General features: G+C 68.6%; 28 protein-coding genes and 1 pseudogene. 11 read left to right on the top strand and 18 right to left on the bottom strand.

Annotation, left to right across the window (positions count from 1 at the left end; translation table 11 throughout):
• From E1H18_RS18480 to E1H18_RS18455, 6 genes and pseudogenes are all read right to left on the bottom strand, one after another.
• Positions 1-222 (bottom strand): annotated as a pseudogene (locus E1H18_RS18480) (pilus assembly protein CpaE); the annotation flags it as partial.
• A complete protein-coding gene (locus E1H18_RS18475; RefSeq protein WP_172271199.1) occupies positions 222-914 on the bottom strand; it encodes a CpaD family pilus assembly lipoprotein in 693 nt (230 codons plus the stop codon). The pseudogene E1H18_RS18480 and the gene E1H18_RS18475, both read right to left, overlap by 1 nt.
• Positions 915-921: 7 nt before the next feature.
• Positions 922-2,580, bottom strand: a complete 1,659-nt coding sequence (locus tag E1H18_RS18470; protein WP_241736079.1) for a type II and III secretion system protein family protein — start codon at positions 2,578-2,580, stop codon at positions 922-924.
• A 50-nt stretch (positions 2,581-2,630) separates the two neighbouring features.
• Complete coding sequence (cpaB, locus tag E1H18_RS18465) at positions 2,631-3,524, bottom strand: Flp pilus assembly protein CpaB (protein WP_172271195.1); 894 nt, start codon at positions 3,522-3,524, stop codon at positions 2,631-2,633.
• A gap of 190 nt (positions 3,525-3,714) precedes the next feature.
• Positions 3,715-4,227: a prepilin peptidase gene (locus E1H18_RS18460; protein WP_172271193.1), complete on the bottom strand. Its 513-nt coding sequence runs from the start codon at positions 4,225-4,227 to the stop codon at positions 3,715-3,717.
• 197 nt (positions 4,228-4,424) lie between these two features.
• Positions 4,425-4,598, bottom strand: a complete 174-nt coding sequence (locus tag E1H18_RS18455) for a Flp family type IVb pilin (RefSeq protein ID WP_172271192.1) — start codon at positions 4,596-4,598, stop codon at positions 4,425-4,427.
• 317 nt (positions 4,599-4,915) lie between these two features.
• Between E1H18_RS18455 and E1H18_RS18450 the strand changes: the two genes are divergently transcribed.
• The 3 genes from E1H18_RS18450 to E1H18_RS18440 all read left to right on the top strand — a co-directional run bounded on the left by E1H18_RS18450 (position 4,916) and on the right by E1H18_RS18440 (position 6,556).
• Positions 4,916-5,314: a pilus assembly protein N-terminal domain-containing protein gene (locus tag E1H18_RS18450; RefSeq protein ID WP_172271190.1), complete on the top strand. Its 399-nt coding sequence runs from the start codon at positions 4,916-4,918 to the stop codon at positions 5,312-5,314.
• A gap of 118 nt (positions 5,315-5,432) precedes the next feature.
• Positions 5,433-5,981: a TadE/TadG family type IV pilus assembly protein gene (locus E1H18_RS18445; RefSeq protein ID WP_172271188.1), complete on the top strand. Its 549-nt coding sequence runs from the start codon at positions 5,433-5,435 to the stop codon at positions 5,979-5,981.
• Between the two features lie 11 nt (positions 5,982-5,992).
• Entirely contained in the window at positions 5,993-6,556 is a 564-nt protein-coding gene (locus E1H18_RS18440; RefSeq protein ID WP_172271187.1) for a TadE/TadG family type IV pilus assembly protein, read from the top strand.
• On the opposite strand, the gene E1H18_RS18435 is transcribed toward E1H18_RS18440, so the two are convergent.
• The 5 genes from E1H18_RS18435 to E1H18_RS18415 form a co-directional block, all read right to left on the bottom strand.
• Positions 6,553-7,305, bottom strand: a complete 753-nt coding sequence (locus E1H18_RS18435) for an aminotransferase class IV (protein WP_172271185.1) — start codon at positions 7,303-7,305, stop codon at positions 6,553-6,555. The two genes, E1H18_RS18440 and E1H18_RS18435, sit on opposite strands and share 4 nt — an antisense overlap.
• Positions 7,302-8,618, bottom strand: a complete 1,317-nt coding sequence (pabB, locus tag E1H18_RS18430) for an aminodeoxychorismate synthase, component I (RefSeq protein ID WP_172271183.1) — start codon at positions 8,616-8,618, stop codon at positions 7,302-7,304. The genes E1H18_RS18435 and pabB overlap by 4 nt, the downstream gene beginning before the upstream one ends.
• 107 nt (positions 8,619-8,725) lie before the next feature.
• Positions 8,726-10,171 (bottom strand): MFS transporter, encoded by a 1,446-nt coding sequence (locus tag E1H18_RS18425; RefSeq protein ID WP_172271181.1) that lies wholly within the window; start codon positions 10,169-10,171, stop codon positions 8,726-8,728.
• A gap of 102 nt (positions 10,172-10,273) precedes the next feature.
• Positions 10,274-11,047 carry a tyrosine-protein phosphatase gene (locus tag E1H18_RS18420; RefSeq protein WP_172271180.1) on the bottom strand — a complete coding sequence of 258 codons (774 nt, stop codon included), beginning with the start codon at positions 11,045-11,047 and terminating at the stop codon, positions 10,274-10,276.
• 197 nt (positions 11,048-11,244) lie between these two features.
• Positions 11,245-12,396, bottom strand: coding sequence for an acyltransferase family protein (locus E1H18_RS18415; protein WP_370526546.1), 1,152 nt, complete (start codon positions 12,394-12,396; stop codon positions 11,245-11,247).
• Positions 12,397-12,512: 116 nt separating this feature from the next.
• Between E1H18_RS18415 and ygiD the strand changes: the two genes are divergently transcribed.
• The gene (ygiD, locus tag E1H18_RS18410; RefSeq protein WP_172271176.1) at positions 12,513-13,298 is read left to right on the top strand and encodes a 4,5-DOPA dioxygenase extradiol; all 786 of its coding nucleotides are present in this window, start codon (positions 12,513-12,515) and stop codon (positions 13,296-13,298) included.
• 130 nt (positions 13,299-13,428) lie between these two features.
• Here ygiD and E1H18_RS18405 read toward each other — a convergent pair whose 3' ends face one another.
• Positions 13,429-14,100, bottom strand: a complete 672-nt coding sequence (locus tag E1H18_RS18405; RefSeq protein WP_172271174.1) for a DJ-1/PfpI family protein — start codon at positions 14,098-14,100, stop codon at positions 13,429-13,431.
• Positions 14,101-14,194: 94 nt separating this feature from the next.
• Between E1H18_RS18405 and E1H18_RS18400 the strand changes: the two genes are divergently transcribed.
• Positions 14,195-15,127 (top strand): GlxA family transcriptional regulator, encoded by a 933-nt coding sequence (locus E1H18_RS18400; RefSeq protein WP_172271172.1) that lies wholly within the window; start codon positions 14,195-14,197, stop codon positions 15,125-15,127.
• Positions 15,128-15,219: 92 nt separating this feature from the next.
• Positions 15,220-15,480 carry a hypothetical protein gene (locus tag E1H18_RS18395; protein WP_172271170.1) on the top strand — a complete coding sequence of 87 codons (261 nt, stop codon included), beginning with the start codon at positions 15,220-15,222 and terminating at the stop codon, positions 15,478-15,480.
• A gap of 78 nt (positions 15,481-15,558) precedes the next feature.
• Here E1H18_RS18395 and E1H18_RS18390 read toward each other — a convergent pair whose 3' ends face one another.
• Entirely contained in the window at positions 15,559-15,831 is a 273-nt protein-coding gene (locus tag E1H18_RS18390) for a hypothetical protein (protein WP_172271168.1), read from the bottom strand.
• Positions 15,828-16,382 (bottom strand): DUF1003 domain-containing protein, encoded by a 555-nt coding sequence (locus E1H18_RS18385; RefSeq protein ID WP_172271166.1) that lies wholly within the window; start codon positions 16,380-16,382, stop codon positions 15,828-15,830. Before E1H18_RS18385 ends, E1H18_RS18390 begins: the two co-directional genes overlap by 4 nt.
• A 155-nt stretch (positions 16,383-16,537) precedes the next feature.
• Here E1H18_RS18385 and E1H18_RS18380 point away from each other — a divergent pair, with 155 nt between their 5' ends.
• Both E1H18_RS18380 and E1H18_RS18375 read left to right on the top strand, forming a co-directional pair.
• Positions 16,538-16,723, top strand: a complete 186-nt coding sequence (locus E1H18_RS18380) for a DUF1508 domain-containing protein (protein WP_172271165.1) — start codon at positions 16,538-16,540, stop codon at positions 16,721-16,723.
• 169 nt (positions 16,724-16,892) lie between these two features.
• The gene (locus E1H18_RS18375) at positions 16,893-17,723 is read left to right on the top strand and encodes an SDR family oxidoreductase (protein WP_172271163.1); all 831 of its coding nucleotides are present in this window, start codon (positions 16,893-16,895) and stop codon (positions 17,721-17,723) included.
• Here E1H18_RS18375 and E1H18_RS18370 read toward each other — a convergent pair.
• Positions 17,683-18,837: a cell wall hydrolase gene (locus E1H18_RS18370; protein WP_172271161.1), complete on the bottom strand. Its 1,155-nt coding sequence runs from the start codon at positions 18,835-18,837 to the stop codon at positions 17,683-17,685. The two genes, E1H18_RS18375 and E1H18_RS18370, sit on opposite strands and share 41 nt — an antisense overlap.
• 387 nt (positions 18,838-19,224) lie before the next feature.
• Between E1H18_RS18370 and E1H18_RS18365 the strand changes: the two genes are divergently transcribed.
• Positions 19,225-19,428, top strand: coding sequence for a hypothetical protein (locus tag E1H18_RS18365; protein WP_172270437.1), 204 nt, complete (start codon positions 19,225-19,227; stop codon positions 19,426-19,428).
• Positions 19,429-19,479: 51 nt separating this feature from the next.
• Here the strand turns inward: E1H18_RS18365 and E1H18_RS18360 are convergent, their stop codons facing one another.
• Both E1H18_RS18360 and E1H18_RS18355 read right to left on the bottom strand, forming a co-directional pair.
• Positions 19,480-20,445, bottom strand: a complete 966-nt coding sequence (locus E1H18_RS18360; RefSeq protein ID WP_172271159.1) for a hypothetical protein — start codon at positions 20,443-20,445, stop codon at positions 19,480-19,482.
• Positions 20,446-20,477: 32 nt separating this feature from the next.
• Positions 20,478-20,807 (bottom strand): PadR family transcriptional regulator, encoded by a 330-nt coding sequence (locus tag E1H18_RS18355; RefSeq protein WP_172271158.1) that lies wholly within the window; start codon positions 20,805-20,807, stop codon positions 20,478-20,480.
• 165 nt (positions 20,808-20,972) lie between these two features.
• Here E1H18_RS18355 and E1H18_RS18350 point away from each other — a divergent pair, with 165 nt between their 5' ends.
• Positions 20,973-21,350: a VOC family protein gene (locus E1H18_RS18350; protein ID WP_172271156.1), complete on the top strand. Its 378-nt coding sequence runs from the start codon at positions 20,973-20,975 to the stop codon at positions 21,348-21,350.
• Positions 21,351-21,357: 7 nt separating this feature from the next.
• Positions 21,358-21,768 carry a DUF1810 domain-containing protein gene (locus E1H18_RS18345; protein ID WP_172271154.1) on the top strand — a complete coding sequence of 137 codons (411 nt, stop codon included), beginning with the start codon at positions 21,358-21,360 and terminating at the stop codon, positions 21,766-21,768.
• On the opposite strand, the gene E1H18_RS18340 is transcribed toward E1H18_RS18345, so the two are convergent.
• Entirely contained in the window at positions 21,765-22,205 is a 441-nt protein-coding gene (locus tag E1H18_RS18340) for a Fur family transcriptional regulator (RefSeq protein ID WP_172271153.1), read from the bottom strand. The two genes, E1H18_RS18345 and E1H18_RS18340, sit on opposite strands and share 4 nt — an antisense overlap.
• Between the last annotated feature and the right edge of the window lie 164 nt (positions 22,206-22,369).

The following is a 22,369-nucleotide window of genomic DNA, read 5'->3' as shown; positions in this document are numbered from 1 at the left end:
GGGCGCGGGACGCGGAGCCTGGGCCGCCGGGGCGGCGGGCTGCGCGCGGGGCGCTTCCTGCGGACGCGCGGGCGGGAACTCGGCGAACGGGTCCTCGAACCCGCCCAGGGCCGGGCTCAGCGACGGCGGGGCCGAGGCGCGCCAGGGATCCGCGCCGCCGGTCGTGAACTCGTCGGCGGCGTCGAAACCCAGGTCGAAGGGATCATTGTCGGTCGGGCGCATTACGGGATCGCCCTCGAGATCAAGCCCGCGGAGCTCTGATCCCGCTCGGTCGCGGTGATCTCACCCTTGCGGTACTTGCCGAACACCACCCCGCGGCGGCCGGCGTCGGTGGGCGTCATGTCGCGCGGCCGGACCAGATCCTCAGGGTTGGCCACCTGGGCGGCCATGTTGGCGGCCATGGCGCAACCGAAGTTGTCATAGGCCTTGTTGTCGCGCGTGGCCGCGAGGTTTTCCCAGTTCTGGCCGCACTTGAGCGGCTGCGCCTCGTAGCGCAGGAAACCGACGCGGATGGCGTTGTCCTCGGGACCGGTGGGCTGGAAGCCGACCACCCGCACGCGGGAGGCCGGGGCCCCCAGGAAGATCAGGCGGTCGCGGATCTGGCCGCCCATGGCGCCCGCGGCGTTGGGCGTGGTGACCACCAGCTCGCGGCCCTCGGCCTGCATCCAGCGGCCGAACAGGTCCTGCAGGGCGGCGTTCTGGTTGGCCGACAGGCCGGCGGCGTGCGCGGCCAAGACGATCTCGTCGGGCGAGGACGTCACCTTGATCCGGTCGACCCACTGCTGGGTTTCGGTCGCGGCGGTCTTCGACGGCCCCTGGTCGGGCGGCGTCGAGGCGCAGGCGGCCAGGCTCGACATCGCGGCCGACAGCAGCAGGGCCTTGAGGACGATCTTGACGGAAGGGTTGTGCGTCATGGCGGTCCTACTCGATCACGTAGCCGACGGGGCCTTGGTAGGCGCGCCCGGCGTTGGCGCCCGGCGGCGCCTTGACGACCTGGTTGAGGCGACCCAGCAGCGTGGTGCTCATGTCGCCGGCGATCTTCAGGCCATCGGCCGGGGTCTGAAGGTTCTGCGGCTTGGTCGGGTCGACGATGTAGGGGGTAACGATCACCACCAGCTCGGTCTCGCCGTTCAGGAAGTCGCGCGAGCGGAACAGCGTGCCCAGGATCGGCATGCTGGTCATGCCCGGCAGGGCGTCGATGGTCTGCTTGTTGGTCTGCTGCAGCAGGCCGGCGATCATGAACGAGCCGCCCGACGGCAGTTCGACCACGGTCTCGGCGCGGCGCACCGACAGGCCCGGCACCACCAGGCTCGACGACGTCCCGCCGGTCAGCGAGAAGGCGCCCAGATTGGTCAGTTCCGAGACCTCGGTGGAGATCTTCAGCGAGATGCGGCCGCCCGACATCACCACCGGCGTATAGGCCAGGCCCACGCCGTAAGGCTTGAATTCGATCGACACGCGGCCGTCGTTGTCGCGGCCCACCGGAACCGGGAATTCGCCGCCGACCAGGAAGTTGCCACGCTCGCCCGAGACGGCCGTCAGGTTCGGCTCGGCCAGGGTGCGCACTAGGCCCACGCGCTCGAACGCCTGGATCATGCTCTTGGCCTGGTTCAGGCCGGTGGCGCCCGCCACGTCCTTGATGACCGAGAGCGGATCCTTGGGATCGACGAAATCGTAGGCCTTCAGAACTTCCGAGGTCGTACAGCCCTCGGCCGTACAGGTGGTCAGCGGCACCTTGACGTCGCGATTGACCACCGGGGCCTTGGTCGTGTTGCGGCTGAAGCCCCCCGTCACGCCGCCCATCAGCGAGCCGTTGACGCCGTAGGTGGGCGAGAAGCCGAAGCTGTACTGGTTCTGGCCCAGCTGGCCGAAGACGGCGTTCAGGTCGACGCCCAGCTGCTTGATGGAGCTGCGCTGCACCTCGACGATGCGGACCTGCAGCATGACCTGGTCCTTGCCGGCCACGCCGATCATGTTCAGGACCTTGTCGGCCGAGCCGGTGAACTGGGCGGCGATGCGCCCGGCGGCTTCGGCGTCGGCGGCCGTGCGGGCCGTACCGCTCAGCACGACGCTGTCGCGGACCGCCTGCACCTGGACCTGGGCGTCGGGCAGGACACGGCGGATCGTCTCCGACAGGTTATCCACAGGCTGGCTGACGCGGATCGACAGCGACAGGATGCGGCGGCCGGCGGCGTCGAAGAAGGCTGCGTCGGTCACGCCCTCGGCCAGGCCGACGACATAGATGCGGCGCTTGTCGCGCAGCACCGCGTCGGCCACCAGCGGATTGGTGACCAGCAGGTCGCGGACGTCGGACGGCAACTCGATGATCGCCGACTTGCCCTTGGCCAGGTCGATCGAGGCCGCGCCCTGGTCGGCGGTCAGATAGATGCGCGGGATCTGGTCGCCCACCGGCGGCGGAGCGATGATCGGCGCCGGCGCCGGCGCGATCGGGCGGGCCGCCCGGACCGGACGATAGACGTGCGAGCCGCCGACCGGACCGTCGGCGAAGGCCGGGACGGTCGAGGTCAGGCCCAGCAGGACGGCCAGATGGGCCGTCAGCATTCGGCGCTGGATGGACATGTTGGCTTTCGGCGTTCTGGTCGAAGGCGGGCGATAGGAAGCGCGGGCGATCATGGGCGCACCGCCACGTCTGTGGTCGCGCCGCCGCGGTTGATGCGGATGGTGGTGTCCTTGGCCGCCGAGCTGGCCAGGCCCGAGGGGCCGCCCAGGTCGGTATAGGCGCGCAGGGCCAAGGTCACCGAGCCGGCCGCCTTGGCGCGGGCCAGGGCCTCGCCCTCGACCGGGCCGACCTCGAGGGTGGCGGTCGCGGCGACGATCGACTTGGCGTCCTTGTCGGCGGCGGTGGACTGGTCCAGCGCCAGGACGCGGATGTTTTGCAGCACGGTCTCGGCGACGACGACCTTGCTCTCGCCGCCCCCGTTGCTGTTGTTGACCGAGGTCTCGCGGGTCAGCAGCACGTCGACGCGGTCGCCGGGGAGGATGAAGCCGCCCACGGCGGTGTCGGAGGTGACGGGCACGGACATGGCCCGTTTGCCGGGCGTCAGGACGACGGACAGATAGCCGCCCTCCCCGCCCCGCACGATCTTGCGGCTGGTGATCGGCTCGCCGGTCAGGATCGGGTCGCGAACGATCGCGCCCTCGACGACCTTGGCCGGGTCCCCGCCGATCATCTGATCGGCGGCGCCGGCGACGGCGGCCTTGGCTTCCTCGACCTTGCCCTCGGGCTTGGTCGGCGCGGCGCCGTTGGTGATGAAGGCGCCGTTGATGGCGTCAGAGGGCCAAGCCTGCCAGTCGACATCGGCGGCGACCAGGCGCGTGCCGATCGGCAGGTCGCGCTTGGCGACCAGAACCTGGGTCATCGGCTTGCTGGGTTCGGGCGGGGCCGGCGCGGCCGCGGCGACCGATTCGGTCGGCTTGCCGCCCATGGCGCGCTGCAGGACCACGGCCAGGCCGATGGCCGAGACGGCGGCGATCAGGACGATCAGGAGGCGGACGGGGCTCATGCGCGGGCTGAAACTCTTGGGAAGAACTCCACGGCCGCCCTTCCGGCAAGCGCGCAAAATTCGTCAGTCAGCCTTTCTGGCTACGTCCCATGCTCGCCTGTGCATGGTTAACGCCCGCTAAAAGTTTTTAACCCTGAGTCGAATGGCGCACGCGACAGGCTGTCGCGGGGCGAGTCTCAGGGTTTGGGGCTCAACCCAGGATTCCCCGCGCCAGGGCGCCCTCGGGGAAAGCCGCCAGGGCGCCGATGGCGATGGCGACGCCGTAAGGCAGGTCGCCGCCCTCCTTGCCCAGGTTGCGCAGCCAGCCGGGTCCGCCCGCGACGATGGGCGTGAAGAAGCCCGAGCGCAGGAACAGGATGGCGAAGGTCAGGGCTCCGCCAGCGAGACAGGTATAGAGCAGGAACGGCAAGGCGCCGGACGCCCCCACCCACAGGGCGCACACCGCAAACAGCTTGCCGTCGCCGCCGCCGATCCAGCCGGCCGCGAACATGCCCATGCCGAGAACCAGAGCGCCCAGGCCGACGGCCAGGCACAGGCCGATCTCGCCCAGCGGCGCGCCGCTGATCAGGGCCGCAGGGAAGAAGGCCGCGATCAGGGCCAGCGAGATCCAGTTGGGGATCGTGTAGCTGGTCAGGTCCTTCAGGCCGCCGATGACGGCCAGGACCGGGAACACCAGCAGCAGCGTGATCTGGATGGCTTGCATGGCTTAAGAGGCCTCGTGTGCTTCCCTTTCGGGTCGCTTCATTCTGGGACGGACCGATGAAGCAAACGTTTCCCAGCTTTGCGGGATCGGCTCTGCTTGCGGTCCAAAGAAGAGAGCCCCGGAAAAACAGGGACCATTCAAAGAAAAAGGGCCGGAGCGTGAGCCCCGACCCTCTTTTTTCGAGAGATCAGCAACCGTTAGGCGGTGGTGCCGACCTTCGTCGCGATGGCGTTGAACTTGGCGTTCAGGTTGTTACCCAGAGCCGACACGCCGGTGATGATCACAACAGCGATCAGGGCAGCGATCAGGCCGTACTCGATGGCCGTGGCGCCCGATTCATCCTTCAGGAAGCGAGTGACGAACTTGGTCATGACTTGGTCTCCTAAACCAGTTTGAGTTGATTTGAGGCTTTCAAGCCGTTCGACTTGCTCACCCCCGAAAACACGATCAACTTCGCCCAACTGACTTAATGGCCAGTAAACTCGAACTAGTTTCTGGGAATTTTCTTTTGGTTTATTTGTATTTACCATTATTTGTTCTTAACTATGAGATCCAGAGCGATCTCAAAACCCTTTTGAATCAAGGATTCTCTCAAGCGACGCCTTGACGCACACAGTCTCGCTTTAGGTATTTGTTGACCAAATAAAATGATCCTCGACGTACAGTCTGATCCGGAAACGCAAACCTCATGCGCCGCTTTTCGCTCGCCATCGCCGCCGCCCTGACCCTTTCGGGGGTCTCCGTGAGCGCGCAGATGCTTCCCATCAATGCGGCATCGGCCGATCTGCCGGTCGCCGCCGGCCAGGCCTCGTACCTGAATCTGGGCGGCGCGGTGCGCGACGTCGTCGTGGGCGACCCCACCGTCGCCGATGTCAGCGTCGTCAACGACCGCACCCTGGTGGTCCTGGGCAAGCGCCCCGGCGTGACCAGCCTGCTGGCGTTCGGCGCCAGCGGCCGCGCCTTGGCCGATCGTCAGATCGTTGTCTCCGAGGGCGCCGGCGTCACCGTCTATCGCGGCGCGAACCCCAGCACCTACGCCTGCGGGGCGCAATGCACCCGCCTGACCGGCGGCGCGACCGTTCCCTAGTATAGACTCACGGGCGTGCGTGCGTTCGTCGCACCTCCCCAAGGCTCCAGGCCCCTACACCAGTGATTAGGATCGTTCGGCTAGGGTGCCGGGGTCCTTTTCACGGAATGCCCGCACGATGGCCCGACTTCCGATCCTCGAACGCGCTCGACGCCGCCTGGTCCGCACGACCGGCCGGTTCGCGCGCGCCGAGAGCGGAGCGACCGCGGTCGAGTTCGCCCTGGTGGCCATTCCCTTCCTGACCCTGATCTTCGCGATCATCGAGCTGGGCCTGGTGCTGGTGATCTCGCTGACGCTGGAAAGCGCGGTCATCGACGTGGGCCGCACCATCCGCACCGGCGAGGCCCAGACCGCCGGCACCAGCGCCGCCGCGTTCAAGACCGCCGTCTGCAACAAGATGCTGCCGATCGGCGGCAACTGCGCCACGTCGCTGCAGATCGACGTCCAGACCTTCGCCGACTACACGACCACCAACACCGCCAATGACGGCGACACGCCCAAGACCATGACCTGGAAGCCGGGCGTGCCCGGCTCGGTCGTGCTGATCCGGGCCTATTACACCTGGCCGCTGATCACGCCCCTGCTGCAGACCGGCCTGCAAAGCAGCAACGGCAAGCGGGTTCTCTACGCCGCCACCGCCTTCACCAACGAGCCCTACGACCAATGAGGCGCGACCCGATGACGCGCCGCGCGCGCCCGACCCGACCGCTGATCGGCTTCTGGCGCGACCGTCGCGGCGTCTCGGCCATCGAGTTCGCCCTGATCGCCCCGGTGCTGATCCTGATGTACTGCGGCATGGCCGAGCTGACCCAGGCGATGATGGCCCAGCGGCGCCTGTCCAACATCACCTCGACCATCGGCGACCTTATCGCCCAGACTGGCCAGACGGGTCCGCTGAAGATGGCCGACACCTTCACCATCGGCAAGATCATCATGGCCCCCTTCCCGGAGGGCAATCTGTCGATGTGCGTCGCCAGCATCACCTCCGACGCCAGCGGCAAGGACACCGTGGCCTGGTCCCAGACCTCCAACGCCGGCGTCACCTGCCCCAAGCAGGGCGTGGTGGTGACCGACGTCTCCGTCGGGGTGCTGCCCGCCAACCAGAGCGTGATCCTGGCCCGAGCCAGCTACGCCTACACCTCGCCGATCAAGTTCGTGCTGTCCAAGCCCCTGACCTTCACCCGCACCTATTACCTGCGTCCCCGCAAGTCGGACGTGGTGCTGTGGAACAAGGAAAACTAGGCCAGCTGGGCTTGCAGCCGCGCGACCAGCGGATGCTCGGCGAAGGCTCGCGAGCCAAGACGTGACACCGGCCGCACGCCGATCAGACTGTTGGTCAGGAGCACCGCCTCGGCGTTGTCCAGCACCTCGGGTCCCACCGCGACCGCCTCGACGTCGTGCAGCGCCATCAGCCGCCCGCGGGTGATCCCGGCCAGCACGCCGCAGTCCAGACGGGGCGTGAAGAGCCGCCCGCCCGCGACCCAGAACAGGTTGGCCGCCCCGGCGCAGGCCAGCTCGCCGCGATTGTTCAGCATCACCGCCTCGTCGGCGCCGGCGGCCTTGGCCTCGGCCCGGGCCAGGACGTTGTCGAGATAGCTCAGGGTCTTCAGCCGCGACGCCGGCGAGCCCTCGTTGCGGCGCGTGGTCGCGATGATGGCGGAGGCGGGCGTCGTCACGACCGCCGAGGGCGCGGCGGCGGCGAACAGCCGCAGGACCGGCGCGGCGGGACGGTCCAGGCCCCTCCCCCCGGAGCCGGCGGTCAGGGTCAGGCGGATGGCGAACCGCCCTTCAGCGGGCGAGGCTTCGCGGATCGCGCGCTCAGCGTCGCCGCGATCGAACGGCAAGCCCAGGACGTCGCTGCTGGCCGTCATGCGATCCAGGTGAGCCGCCAGGTGCGGGACCACGCCGTCGACCGCCAGCAGGGTCTCGAACAGGCCATCGCCCAGCAGCAGGCCCCTGTCATCAAGAGGAATGGCGCCGGCAGGGATCATTCGGTCAGGGCCTTCTTCAGGGCGGCGATCTTGGCTTCCGTTTCCAGGCGTTCGGCGCGCGGATCGCTGTCGGCGACGATGCCCGCCCCGGCCCGGGCCTCCAGGCGCCAGCCGCCGTCCTCCTCGGTCAGGGCGACGCTGCGGATCAGCACGCTGGAGTCGAACGCGCCATCCAGGCCCGCCCAGAACAGGCTGCCGCAATAGGGCCCTCGCGGCGGCTCGAGCTGGGCGATCACCTTCATGGCCTGGACCTTCGGCGCGCCGGTGATCGAGCCCGGCGGGAAGCTGGCCCGCAGCAGGTCGGCCACGGTGCGCTCTCCGGCCAGCCGCGCCGTGACGGTCGAGACCAGGTGATGGACGTTGGCGAAGCTCTCGACCTTGAACAGCGCGGGAACCTGCACGCTGCCGGGCGGACTGACGCGCGCCAGGTCGTTGCGCATCAGGTCGACGATCATCAGGTTCTCGGCCCGGTCCTTGTCGCTGGCCAGCAGCGCGGCGGCCAGGGCGCGGTCTTCGGCGGCGTAGCGGCCCCGCGGGCGGGTGCCCTTGATCGGCTGGGTCTCGATCGCCCCGTCCGGCGTGACCTTCAGGAAGCGTTCGGGCGAGTTGGAGACCAGGGCGCGACCGGGCAGGCGCAAGTACGCCGAGAACGGCGCGGGGCTGGCGGCGCGCAGCCGCGCGAACAGGTCGAACGGATCGACGCCGGCCGCCAGGCGTCCGGTCCAGGCACGCGCGATATTGGCCTGGAAGATCTCGCCGCCCAGGATGCGCGCGACCACCTCGGCGACCGCGGCTTCGTAGGCGGCGGGGTCCGCGGCGGTCAGGTCGGGGCACAGCGGGCCGGCGGGCTCCGGGCGCTCGGCGGCGGCGACGTCCAGCCAGGCCAGGGCGCCGCGGGCGCGCGCCTGCGCTTCGGCGTCGGTCTCGCCGCGCCCCACCGCGACGACCTGCCGCGCGTGATGGTCGAAGGCCAGCAGGGCCAGGTAGCGGGCGCAGGCCAGGTCCGGCCAGTCGGTGCGGGAAAGCGCCAGCGCCTCGATCCGGTCGCCCAGTTCGTAGGCGGCCAGCCCGACGACGCCGCCCTGGAACGGCGGGCCCTCGGGATCGCTCGGCAGGCGGGGGCCGAGCAGGTTGGCGAAGGCCGCGAACGGATCGGCGGCGACGTCGAAGGTCTGGTCCGGCGTCCGCAGCAGGTACGACCACCGCCCGCCGCCGCCGGTGACCAGCGCGCAGGCATGGGGCTCGTCCCGGAAGGGCGCGAGGGCCCAGACCGGCTCGCGCCAGGGGGCGGTGAGGAGGGCGACGCGGCGCATGGGAGGCGGTGTAGCAGGCGGCCAGCGCCCCCTCCACCGCTTCGCGGTCCCCTTCCCCGTTGCACGGGGGAGGTGGCGCGCGGCGAAGCCGCGTGACGGAGGGGGCGCTATGCCGCCTCCCGCTCTCCGCCCTTCACCCAGAACAGCCCCACCAGCCCCAGGGCCAGCAGCCCCGCGATCGGGATGAAGCCCGCCACCTGGCTGGCGAACATCTTCGTCGCCAGGGCCACCAGCAGCGAGCCCAGCCACATGGTCGCGGTGCCTGACAGCGAGAACAGGCCGAAGAACGCGGCCATGCGGTCGGCGGGGGCCAGTCGCACCAGCAGGGTGCGGCTTGAGGCGTACTGGGCGGTGACGAAGACAGCGATCAGCAGGCCCATGCCCAGATAGATCAGCTCGGGCAGGGTCGAGAACAGCGGGCTGTTCCACACCGGCGGATGGGTCGCCGCATCCCAGGTCCAGAAGAACAGGATCTTCTCTCGGCCCATGCCCAGGGTGCCCAGCAGCATCAGGATGCAGCAGCCGATCTCGACCTGCACCGCCTTGCGCGGCCCCAGGGTGCGATCCAGCCATGGGGCCAGCAGCCCGCCCAGCACGCCGAAGATCGACAGCGAGACGCCATAGGCCAGCATCTCCAGCTCGCCCCACTTCATCAGGCCGGACGCGAACAGGCCGCCGAAGATCAGCAGGGCCGTCATGCCGTCGCAGTACAGCATCCGCGCGCCCAGGAACTTGGCGACGTCGGCGTGACCCCTGAGGTTGGCGAAGGTGTCGAGGATCAGCTTCACGCCTTCCTTCAGCGAGGCCAGGAACGGCACGCCGGTGCGCGGCGCGTCGCGGGTCCACAGGAAGAACGGGATTGCGCCCAGCGCCATGACCAGGCCCGCCAGCGGTCCGGCGATGCGGCTGGGCTCGTGGGCGGTCTGGCTGAGGCCCAGCAGCGGCGCCGACGGCACGAACGACCATGGGACCATGCCCGGCAGCACGAAGGCCCACATCACGAAGATCAGCAGCGTCACCGACAGGCCGTTGGCCGTCGCATACCCCAGGCCCGAGAGCACCGGCTCCTGCCCCTTCTCGGCGGCGCGCGACAGCAGCGAGTTGTTCAGCACGTCGCCCCAGTTGTAGACCACGCCCAGCACGATCAGCATCGCGCCCACTACGCCGACCGACAGCCCGCCCGGCGCGGCCCACCACAGCCCGATCAGCAGCGGAACCATGACCGCCAGGATCAGCGCCATCAGCGGCTTGCGCGGTCCGAAGCGTTCGATCGAGGCGCCCAGCAGCGGCGCGGTCAGGGCGGTCAGCACGCCGTAGACGGTGGAGATGTCGGCCACCACCGCCTGACCCTTGACCGGATCGCCGACCAGCACCCGCGAGAAGTAAGGCGAGAAGACGTAGATGGTGACGAGGATGACGTAGGGGTCGCGCGAGCCCTGGTGCAGGATCCAGCTCAGCGCGCCTCGGGAGAGTTTCTTCTGGGGTGTCGGGACCAGGATGTCATCGCCCGCGACATCGCTCATGCCCGGAGCCGAACCCGCCAACTCACTCATGCCACACCCTAGTGATGCTCGGTCCTCTGACGGGACCGTAAGGCGAGGCTGGACCTTAAACGGTCGTTTGTCACCTTACGGATTTGACCATCCTCAAGCCGGTTAAAGCAGGATATGCGCCCGCACCTTGTCGCGCGCGGCGTCGTCCAGGCCGATGACCTTTTCCAGATAGCCGTCCAGCCCGCCGAACTCGGCCTGGATGACCTCCAGGGCGGCCGCCAGATAACGGGCCTCGACGCCCATGGCCGCGCGCATCGCCGCCTCGCTGGGGCGACGGCCGGTCACCTCCTCGATGGCGACCATGTATTTGGGACCCCGGCGCGCGAAGCGGGCCTCGTCGTTGGTCAGCAGATAGTCATCGATGATGTCGTCGTCCGAGACGCCGGCCACGTGATGGGTCAGAGCCGCCAGCATGCCCGTGCGGTCCTTGCCGGCCGCGCAGTGGATCAGCACCGGGCCGCGCGCCTCGCTCAGCGCCTGGAAGTAGCGGCGGAAGAGGTCGATATGCCGCTCCTTCAGCGGCAGGCGGCGATAGTACTCTTCCATGTAGCCCTCGACCGCGCCGACCGAGAGGTCGGACTCCTGCAGGAAGGTCAGCCACGGGTCCGGCCCGGTCGCGCCCAGATCGTTGTCGATCACCTGGGCGGCGAAGCCGGTCCAGCGCCGCGACGGATCGCGCTCGCGCTCGTTGGGCCGACGCAGGTCGACGATGGTGACCACGCCCAGGGCGGCCATGGCGTCCAGGTCCTCGTCGGTGGCCTGGGCCTGGTGGGCGGCGCGGAACAGCACGCCCCGCTTCAGTCGCCCGGCCCCGGCGGCGTAGTCGCCGAAATCACGGAAATTCTCGACGCCTTGCAGGGGGATATGTCTGGTCATGGACGAACGACTTAGCGGCAGAGGGTGACGATTTAAATCCCCCCACGCCATTCCCTCCCCCGCTTCCCCGGCGAAAGCCGGGGCCCAGATTGATCCGAAACGCCTGGGGTGTTCGCGCCGCGGGCATCACCAAGGATCCAGAGATTCAGGGCTCGATCTGGGCCCCGGCTTTCGCCGGGGAGATCGGATTTGGAGACCTATTTCCGCAACAGCGGTTGCAGCCGGTCCTGGATCGGCTGGTCGACATATTTGTGGAAGGCCCACGCCGCGCCGTAGGCCAGCGGGAAGCCGGCCAGCCACATCAGCCACTGCCAGCCAATGCCGATCGGCACGGTGTCGATCAGCTTGTGGACCGCGCTCCAGTAGATCACGCCGACGAAGATGTGGGTGATGAACAGGGCGAACGAGAGCTTGGCGCCCTCCTCGATCCACTTGCGCGGATGCTTCACCGGCAGGCGGCCCGCGCCCAGCACGATGGCGGCGATGGCCAGCAGCGACGGCGTGTCGAACCACCACGGGTCGGGCAGCGCATAGCGGTCGAAGGCCTGGGTGATGACCAGCAGGGCGACGCCGCCCCACAACAGGCCCTTGGCGACGGTCTCGGACGGCCAGCGCATGTCGACCGCCCGCGCCAGGCACAGACCCAGGATGAACAGCGGCAGGGCGCGCACGACGCCGTACTGGAACTGCAGGTCGGGCAGCGCGTGGCCGAACACCTTGCGGGCGATGATCTCGAACAGGCCCACCACCGCCGCGGCCGCAATCGGCAGCAGCCAGGCGTGGCGCACCTTGCCGACCGCCCGCCACAGGAACGGGAACACCGCATAGCAGACGATCAGCGCCGACAGCGACCAGCTGGGCAGGTTCCAGCCGTCGCTGGGCACGCCCCAGGCATGGACCAGGAAGGCCTGGGCCGGCAGCTGGTCCCAGGCGAAGCGGCTGGGCTTGTGGGCGTCGGTGCCGATGGCGTTGAGGACCAGGACCAGGATCGCCAGCAGCGCCAGCACCACCAGGTGTCCCGGCCAGACGCGCGCGGCGCGACGCACCCAGAACTTTCCGGGGGCCACCCGGCCGCTCAGGATCGAGGCGCCATAGGCCCGGCCCAGCACATAGCCCGACAGCATCAGGAAGAAGTCGGTGGCCAGGAAACCGCGCGCGAACACCGGATGGAAGCGCTCGATCCGCAGCGGGCTCTCGGCCCCGTAGTGGTAGACCACGATCAGCAGCGAGGCCAAGAAACGCAGGAAATCCAGCGACCCGCCGCGCACCGCCTCCTTCTGGGGACGCTCCAGCGTCGGGGCGGCTTGGGGCTCGTGATGAGCCTCAGGAGGGGAAAGCGGAACTGTCACATCCAAGGGCATAACAAAGCCCGCCGCGCCGGGGAAGATAGGGGCGGGTCCGCGACCTTGCGATACTCGGTCGCGCCGCCTATCTGTAACTCTTATTGTTTCTAATGAGTCAGGCCATGTCCCGCCCGTCCTCTTCTCGCATGCCCGTCCTGTTCGTCGGCCACGGCTCGCCGATGAACGCCATCGAGGACAATGCCTGGAACCGCGACTGGGGCCGGCTGGGCCGCGAGCTGCCGCGTCCCAAGGCGGTGCTGATGATCAGCGCCCACTGGGAGACGCGCGGCGCCACGGCGGTCAGCGCCTCGGCGCATCCGGAGACCATCCACGACTTCGGCGGCTTCCCGCAGGCGCTGTTCGACGTCCAGTATCCTGCGCCCGGCGATCCGACCCTGGCGGCGAGGGTCGCCGACCTGCTGTCGCCCGACGTCGTCGTGCAGCACCCGACCCGCGGCCTGGACCACGGCGCGTGGGGCGTGCTGCGTCCGATGTATCCGGCCGCCGACATTCCGGTGGTGCAGCTGAGCCTCGACCGCGGTCGCCCCGACCGCTGGCACTACGAGGCCGGCCAGCGCCTGGCGCCCTTACGCGACGAGGGCGTGCTGATCATGGGCAGCGGCGACATCGTCCACAACCTGCGCGCCGTCGACTGGCGCCGGCCCGAGGCCCCGGACTGGGCGGATCGCTTCAACGAAAAGGCCAAGGCCCTGATCGCCGCCGGCGACCACGATCCGCTGATCGACTGGCGGTCGCTGGGGCCGGACGCCGAGGCCTCAATCAACAGCGCCGAGCACTATCTGCCGCTGCTCTATGTGCTCGGCGCGCAGCAGGCGGGGGATGCGGTCGAGTTCTTCACCGACGACGTCTGGGCGGCGATCTCGATGACGGGGGTGAAGATCGGCTAGCTTGGAACAGATGCTCCCCCGCGATGCGGGGGAGCTGTCGCGGAGCGACTGAGGGGGCGAGTGCTGCGAAAGCCGAGCTGGCCCCCTCCGGCCCTCTGGGCCACCTCCCCCGCATCGCGGGGGAGGATCTTCATACAGCCCCCGCCGCCATCTTCGCGGCCTCGACCCGTTCCTCCATACCCCTCGCGTAAATCCCCTGCACCCGCGCCAGCACGTCCTCCGGCGCCGTCTCCGGCCGTCCAGCGTCGAACGGCGGATCCGGCGCATATTCCACCGCCAGCTGAATCCCCTGCGCAACCACATCCCCGGCCAGTTCGGCGGCGATCACCAGCGCGAAGTCGATCCCCGCCGTCACGCCGCCACCGGTGAAGTAGCGTCCGTCCCGCGCCACCCGCGACAGATCCGGGATAGCCCCGAACAGCGCCAGCTGATCGCGCCAGGCCCAGTGGCACGCCGCCCGCTTGCCGGTCAGCAGTCCCGCCGCCGCGAGCACCAGCGAGCCGGTGCAGACCGAGCAGACATACGTCGCCCCCTCGGCCAGCCGGCGGATCTGCGCGAGAAAGTCTCGATCGCTCATCGCTTGCGTCGTCCCGAACCCGCCCGGCACGATCAGCACGTCACAGGCCGCGATGTCCGCCAGCCGCGGCAAGCGCGCGAACACCAGGCCGTCGGCCTCGATCTCGCCGCCGTCCAGGCTGGCGACCGTCACCGTCGCGCCGGGCAACCGGCACAGGATCTGGTGAGGGCCAGTGAAGTCCAGGTGCGTTACGCCTGGGAACAACGCGATCACGATCTGGGTCATCCGATAGCCTCCGTCACGATTGACAGCGACCATGGTTCGATTAGCGTCCGTCAGGAATGACATAGTTCCCACGAATTCAGACACGGTTCCTGGCATGACCCGCGCCATCGGCTTCCTCGTCTATCCCGGCTTCCAGCTGCTGGACGCCACCGGCCCGATCGCGGCCTTCGAGATCGCCGGCCGCCTGGCCGCCGGCGCCTACGCCCTGCACTTCCTGTCGCTGCGCGGCGGCCTGACGCCCAGTTCGGCCGGGGTGACCATCCAGACCACCGCCCTGGCCGACGCCCCGCATCTGGACACCCTGCTGATCTCCGGCGGCGACGGGGTGAAGGTCCCGGCCACCTGTGAAGAGACCCTGGACTTCGTCCGCGCCGCCGCCCGCGACGCCCGCCGCGTGGCCTCGGTCTGTTCGGGGACCTATGTCCTGGCCGCCGCGGGCCTGCTGGACGGCAAGCGCGCCACCACCCACTGGAGCCGCACCCAGGACTTCCAGCGCCGGTTCCCGAACGTGCGCCTGGAGCCCGACCGCATCTGGATCCAGGATGGCGCGGTGTGGAGCTCGGCCGGCATCACCGCCGGCATCGACCTGGCCTTGGCCATGATCGGCGCCGACGAGGGCGAGGCCGTCGCGCGCCGCACGGCCCAGCAGCTGGTGGTCTATCATCATCGCCCCGGCGGCCAGTCACAGCACTCGGCCCTGATCGACCTGCGTCCCGGTCGCTTCGACGCCCTGCTCTCCTGGGCCCGCCAGAACCTGGCCGAAAGCCTCTCGGTCGAGCAACTGGCCGACCGCGCGGCCATGAGCCCCCGCAACTTCGCCCGCCTGTTCGCCCAGGAAACCGGCGTCACCCCCGCCAAGGCCGTCGAGCGCCTGCGGGTCGAGGCCGCCCGCGCCCTGCTGGACAGCCAGCCCCTGCAGGTCGAGGACGTGGCGCTGGAGACCGGCTTCGGCGACTCTGAGCGCATGCGCCGCGCCTTCATCCGCGCCTTCGGCCAGCCGCCCCAGGCCGTTCGGCGCCGCGCCTGAAATAAGGCAGCGGCAGCGTACCTCCGTGCAACAAGGCTGCAACACGGGCCGGGGAACGTGCGTTCGAGGGACGAAACACAAAGGAGCCAGCCATGCCTTTCGGCAAAGCGCTCGGCGTCGCCGCCCTGGCGGCCGCCACCCTCGTCGTGACCTTCCCCACGGCCACTCTCGCCGCCGGTCACGACCGCTACTACGGCCGAGACCACGTCCGGTACGACGGCCCGCGTCATCATCGCTACGACCGCCACGATCGTTACGAGCGCCGCCACCACCGCGCCCGCAAGGTGCGCGTCTGCCGTCCCGAGTGGCGTCACCATCACCGCGTCCGCGTCTGCCGCACGGTGTGGCGCTAGGACCGCCGGAGAACCTCGCCCCTCAAGCCTCGGGCGAGGTTCTCGACGACCCGCCGTCTGCCCGCCTCCCGGTTTCGGTCACCCGAGGCCGTTGAGAGCCACGGCCGCCCCGACGATGCCGATCACCAGCGACGAGAGACCGACAAACGTAACCGCCGGCAGGGAGAGCGCCCTGGCCTTGTGCAGGGCGAGAAGCATCAGGGAAAGACAGACGCCAACCAGCCATACCGCCACGGGAGCTCTCTCCCCGGCCGACAGCTTGTACGTCAGGAAGGCCGCAGCGCTTAACCCGACCAGGGTCGCCGGGACCGCGCATCGGTCGAAAAAGGTCGGCCTGGAGGCGGATGTCATGCCCGCCCCGCCTTCAGCTGCGCCATCTCGACCTGCAGCTCAGACAACCGCGCGGCGTGTTCGCGGCACAGGACCATCAGCTCCTCGCTGCGCAGGGCGTCCAGCTTGTCGATGACCCGCATGATCTCCAGCTCGGCGCGCAGGTTGACGGCGTAGTCGTGCTCGGCGGTCTTGCGGTCCTTCGCCGCCTGGCGGTTCTGGCTCATCATGATCACCGGCGCCTGGATGGCCGCCAGGGTCGAGAGCAGCAGGTTGAGGAAGATGAACGGATAGGGGTCGAAGGCGTGCCTGAACGGGGCCAGGATCAGGTTCACCCCCATCCACAGCACCAGCGCCAGGGCGAAGCCGCCGATGAAGCCCCACGAGCCGCCGATCGCCGCCACCCTGTCGGCCAGGCGCGTCCAGAAGGTGTTGTCCTCGTCTTCGTCGGGTTTCTCCGACGGCTGCTCGGCCAGCACCAGGTGGATGGCCCGCCGCTGCACCTCGGTCAGCTCTTCGTAGGGGCGGCGCAGCAGCTCGCGCGACATCTGGTCGAGGCGTTCCTGGGACATGCTCTTCAAGGGACTCGCGCGAAGGGATCGGCGGCGATCATCGGCTGGTTGCGCAGAACATGACAAGGTCGCGATTGACAGGCCTGCGTCGGCAAGGCGACGGTCGGTGCGTCGGGTGGGGCCGATGAACCTCAAGTGCTCTGGAGAGAAAGCCGATGGCCCACAAGTTTCTGATCAAGAAGAACAAGGCCGGCGAGTTCGTCGCCTACTTCGTCTACAATAGCGAGAGCATCTTCTGGACCGAGGGCTATTCGTCCAAGGCCTCGGCCAAGAACGCCATCGAGTCGATCCTGAAGAACGGCCCCGGCGCCGAGATCGAAGACCAGACGCTGGCGGATTGATCGGCGGCTGAAGATGCTCCCCCGCGATGCGGGGGAGCTGTCGGCGGAGCCGACTGAGGGGGCAAGCGCCGCGAAAGCCGAGCTAGCCCTCTCCGGCCCTCTGGGCCACCTCCCACGCATCGCGGGGGAGGATCTATCTTGACCCCTCCCTGGTTCGGGCTTCTGATCATTGATAACAATGATACGGGAGGGGACGAACATGGCGCCGCAAGGCCGGAAGACCATCTTCATCACGGGCGCAGCCAGCGGCATCGGCTTGGCGGCCGCGAAGCACTTCGCCGGCGCCGGCTGGTTCGTGGGGCTGTCGGACATCGACAAGGCGGGCCTGGCCGCAGCCCATCAGGCGATCGGAACCGTCAACGGCTCGGTCCATGTCCTGGACGTGCGTGACCGCCAGGCCTGGGACAACGCCCTGGGCGATTTCGGCCGCGAGACCGGCGGCAAGGCCGACGTCCTGCTGAACAACGCCGGCATCGCGCGGTTCGGGGTGCTGGAGGACCTGTCGGACGCCGACTGCGACCTGCAGGTCGACATCAACATCAAGGGCGTGATCAACGGGGCCCGCGCGGGCCTGCCGCTGCTGCAGGCGGCCGGCGGACGACTGATCAATGTCGCCTCGTGCGCGGGGCTCTACGGCTCGCCGAAGCTGGCGGTCTATTCGGCCACCAAGTTCGCGGTGCGGGGCCTGTCCGAGGCGCTGGACGTCGAGTACGCACGCCACGGGGTCAGCGTCGCCTGCGTCATGCCGTGGTTCGTCGAGACGCCGATCCTCAACGCCGGGGCGTCAGGCTCCAACGAGCAGATGGCCGACGCCCTGCGCGCGGGCGGGCTGGAGGTCTATCCCGTCGAGGACGCCGCCCAGGCGATCTGGGACGCCGCCCACGGCAAGGCGCTGCACTATTTCGTGGGCAAGCGGGCGAAACAGATGCGCTTCGCCAGCAGCCACATGCCCGGCGCGCTTAGGAAGCAGCTCCGCTCCCGGCCCCTACTGTCGTCTTGAGGCCTTCCAGCGGCGAGCGCTCGGCCGAGACCGAGATGGTCTTGGCGGCCGTCTTGTCGGCCGGGATCGCGATCGTGCGGGCCGTGGCGATCGGCGCAGAGGCCGGCTCGGTCACGGGACCGATCGGACCGCCGACGCCCGCCTTGGACGAAGGCTCCATACGCGCGCTGACCGCATAGACCACGGGCGGCTTGCCATCGGCCGTCAGGCTGGCGATCTCGGTCGGAGCGATGTCCTCGACCGTGCGCGACGGCGCGTAGGTCGAGCCGCCGCCACGGCCGAAGCGATAGAACACGTGCATGCCGACCTGGGTGACGCGCAGCAGACGCGGGCCCCAGCCGGGCGAGACGCCGGTCGTGTGGAAATGGGTGGCCGAGCCGACCTGGTTGTCCAGGGTCCCGGCCAGGGCGCGGGTGGCGACCTTGCGGGCCCGGCTCCAGGCGCCGATGTCGCGGGCGCGGCGCATCGAACCGTCGCAGGCGAAGCTGAACTGGCAGCCCGTGCGGTTGTAGGCGCCCTGGAAGACCACGCCGCAGATCGACTTCGGGAAGGCCGGATGGCGAGCGCGGTTCATGACCACCTGGGCCACGGCCGCCTGACCGCTCGGGGTCTCGCCGCGGGCCTCGTAATAGACCGCCTGAGCCAGGCACTCGAGCTCACGCGAGCTCTCCAGCGCGGTGCCCAGTTGGAACGGAGCGGCGCTGACCGAGTTGAATCCGGGGTTGAAGGCCGAGCCGAAGCTGGCGCGGAGCATCAACGGACCGCTGCGGCCGCTCTGGCCCGGCATCAGATTGCCGGTGTTCTCGAGACGGGCGGCCAGCATCTGGACCTGGCGATCACGCGAGTCCAGGGCGGCGAAGAGAGAGGGATCATGACGCTTGGCCACGGCGAGAGCGCCGCGGTCCATACGCGTAGACGCGCTGAGCATGGCCGTTTCGGAGAAATCCCCCGAAGCGCCTTCTGCCAGCCGAGCGACACGGGCGTGGGTGGAGGCCGATTGGGCCAGGCCACCGAGAAGGTAAACGCCGCCCAGAGCCAGACCCGTTATGGATCCGACCAATACGGCGCCGACCAGCCCGCGTGCATCAGCACGCGTCTGCGACTTGATAGACAAAACTCGTGTCCTGCGCGGCGAGGGCGCTCCGGCCCCCCGACAAAATCCGCCTCGAAATCCCCGGTAAATCCACTGGCGGGGAGCCCTTCGAAGCGGGGAACTGGCCGTATCACGACGTGGCCAAGATCCTGCTTGACGCGGCTTATGACGTATCAGTGACCGACTCGCAAGCTTTAGCGGCTGGTCACCACCGGCCGTGCGCCCATGGGCCGCATGGTTAATTTGTTAACACCTTGAATCATTGCAAAAAGCGGCAGGCAGCGGATCAGCGTTTTTTTGTGGACGAAAAAGGCCAGTGCGCGCCTCTGCTCAACCTTTCGTAACGGAACCTGAGCTTGGCCACATCGTTACTCGACGAGGACATGAACCTTAACGACAAGGCCGAAGATGAACGCTCACAACGCCTCCAAAACGACTCTGCAAACGATCGCGCTGACGGCGGCCTGCGCCTTCGTTTTGACCGCCTGCGGACATAACGCCGAGCAGCGCGCGGCCAGCGGCGCGATCGCCGGCGCCGTCGTCGGCGGCCCGGTCGGCGCGGCCGTGGGCGGCGCTGCGGGCGTGGCCGTCGACAAGGTCGCACGGCCTTAAGAGCTCTCCCCAATCGTCATCCCGCGCCTAATGCGCGGGATGACGATAGTGCTACCCCTTCACCACCCGCCAGACGTCCACCGCCAGCTTGCTGAAATAGACGCCAGCGGCGATGACCAGCCCGACCTGGATCGACAGGTCCAGGCTCCGCTGCAGATTGGCCAGGCCGGCGACATTGGCGTCCGGCGCGACCACCGTCACCAGCGGCTGCATCGGCCACAACACGGCGACCAGCGCCAGGCCGCCCAGCGAACAGACGATCTCGACCGCCGAACGCCCGCGCACCCAACCTGGCCGGACCACCGCGATCAGCGACGCGGGGATCTGGATGATCGCCAGGGCCAGGACCGGCCACCACAGCGTCTGGAAGATCGGGCTCATCACCAGGCTCAGCGCATGGTTGTCGTCGGTGATCAGCGCCGCCGGGAACGGCACGAGCTTGGTCCACCAGCCGATGAACAGCAGCGTCACGGCCAGCTCGAACACCCCCTCGAAGCGGCTCTTGACGAACAGCGTCTTGCCGCCCGACAGCTGCGGCAGGTCGGCGACCTTCCAGTTCGTCAGGCCATCGGTCTTGATCCAGCCGCGCTCGAACGCCGCCGCCACCAGGGTCGCGAAGCCGATCAGGGTCATGGCGGTCGGCACGAAGTCGCCGACCGTGCGGCTGACCAGGCGGGCGTCACCCTCGCCGGTCAGCAGCATGATCACGGCCGGAACCACCGCGGCAATGGCGGCGATGGCCAGCAGCACCTTCACGCCGAACTCCCAGTAGGGATAGAGCTCCGGACCCACCAGGGCGCGACGCGGGCCGTAGCGGCCGGCCACGGCGATCGGATGGCCGATCTCGCGCAGCAGGGTCTCGGTCTCGTTCTTGTCGAGCGGACGGCCCAGACGCTCTTCGGCCTCCTCGACCTTGTTCATGATCAGGTCGCGCAGCTCGGCGATGATGTCCTGGCGCTGCCCCTTGGGCAGCAGGGCGGCGACGGCCGCCAGATAGCGATCGATCAGATCGTTCATGGTCTTGTTCCCCTGAATGGAAGGAGCCGCAGTCACAGCAGCGGCTCGAGGGCGGCGTTGATCGCGCGCCATTCGTCGGCGAGGCGGGCCAGCACAGCCCGGCCGTCGTCCGACAGCTGGTAGAAACGCTTCTTGCGCTTGTCTTCCTCGCGCCATTCGCTGGCCAGAAGGCCCTGGGCCTCCAGCCGGCGGAGCATGGGGTAGAGCGCGCCTTCGTCGATCTCCACGCCCACGCTCGAGAGGGCCTGGCGCAGGCTGTAGCCGTAGCGCTCCTCCCGTAGCTGGGCGAGCACGGCCAGGATCAACGACCCCCGCCGCAGCTCCTGGCGGAGCGATTCAAAGATGTCTGTTTCGGTCGGCATGACTTGTGCGCCACATAGTGTGCATCACATGGTGTGTGACGCACACTGTGTAGCGCACAGTATGTTTTGACGTCAACATGCGGAACGCGGTTTTTTGCGCGGACCGAGCGCGGAACGCCCTCACCGGTCGCGCCTTACCTCCTCGAACCCGTGAGGAGACGGCCCATGCTCGGCAACAAGGACGCCCAGGCCACGATCGGGGTGCGCGACCTGAACGTGGCGCGCCCGTTCTATGAGGAGGTTCTGGGTCTGACGCCCCTCCCCAGCGACGAGCCCAGCGTGGCGGGCTTCCAGGCCGGACAGGCGCAGATCCTAGTCTATGAGACCGAGCACGCCGGGACCAACCGATCGACCGTGCTGACCTGGTCGCTGGGCGACAGCTTCGACGAGGCGGTGCGGGTGCTGCAGGCCAAGAACGTGGCTTTCGAGCATTACGACCTGCCGGGCATGACCCGCGAGGGCGACATTCACGTCGCCGGCGACATGAGGGTCGTGTGGTTCAAGGATCCCGACGGTAACATCCTCAGCCTCGGCAACTATTGAGTCCGTCATGACCCTGAGCCGCTTCGTCGACGCCCAGGCCAACACCTATGCGACGGCCCTGGCCGAACTGCGGCGCGGCGAGAAGACCAGCCACTGGATGTGGTTCGTGTTTCCCCAGATCGCCGGGCTGGGCCGTAGCCCGACGGCGCAGCGCTACGCCATCGCCGGCCTGGCCGAGGCCCGCGCCTATCTGGCCCACCCTGTGCTTGGGCCCCGGCTGGTGGAGGCCGTCGAGGCCATCAACGCCCTGCCCGGTCGCGACGCCCACGCGGTGTTCGGCACGCCCGATGACCTTAAGCTGCGGTCCAGCCTGACCCTGTTCCAGGCCGCCGCGCCGCACGAGCGCGCGTTCGCCCAGGCGCTGGACAAGTATTTCGCCGGCGAGGGCGATCCGCTGACCCTGGCGCGGCTGGACTAGAGCGGCGCGACCCGCATCTCGACTCCGCCGATCAGCCGATAGCCATGGCGGCGCGCCGCATCCATCACCGCCGCCAGCAGCGACTCATCGATGACCTCCTGAATGGCGCCGGTGTCGGCGCGCACCATGTGCACCGACGGCAGCTGGCGCTTGATCTGATAGACCTTGCGCCGGCGACGTACGGCCGCGACCTCGATGATCTCCATCTGAGTCAGCACGGCGACGCTGCGATAGGTGGTGGCGCGATGGAAGCGCGATCCCGCCAGGCGGGCCGCCTGCCAGATCTCCTCGGAATCCAGGGGCTGGGATGAGCCCAGCAACGCCCTGACCACCGCCTCGCGCTCCTCATTGAAGCGACCGCCGGCCGCGCGAACCCGATGAGCGATGTCGCCAAGGACGTCGCGGCGAGGCTGGGAACTTGTGATCGGCGCGGTCAAGGGCGGTTCGTCCAGTCGAAAGGGCGGCCACGATGGGCTGCACGCGGCGGTGGAGCAATGCCGCCTTCGACATGCCGACTATGCCGCCAGCGGCTGGACCTTCGCCGTTATGTGTCAGACGCATGACAATCATTGCAAACGCGTCATGTTCACAAATGCGAATG

The sequence above is a fragment of the Caulobacter sp. RHG1 genome (assembly GCF_013181195.1).
Taxonomy (GTDB): Bacteria; Pseudomonadota; Alphaproteobacteria; order Caulobacterales; family Caulobacteraceae; genus Caulobacter.
The sequence above is the reverse complement of the archived record's forward strand: the minus strand, read 5'-3'. Positions and strand labels throughout refer to the sequence as shown.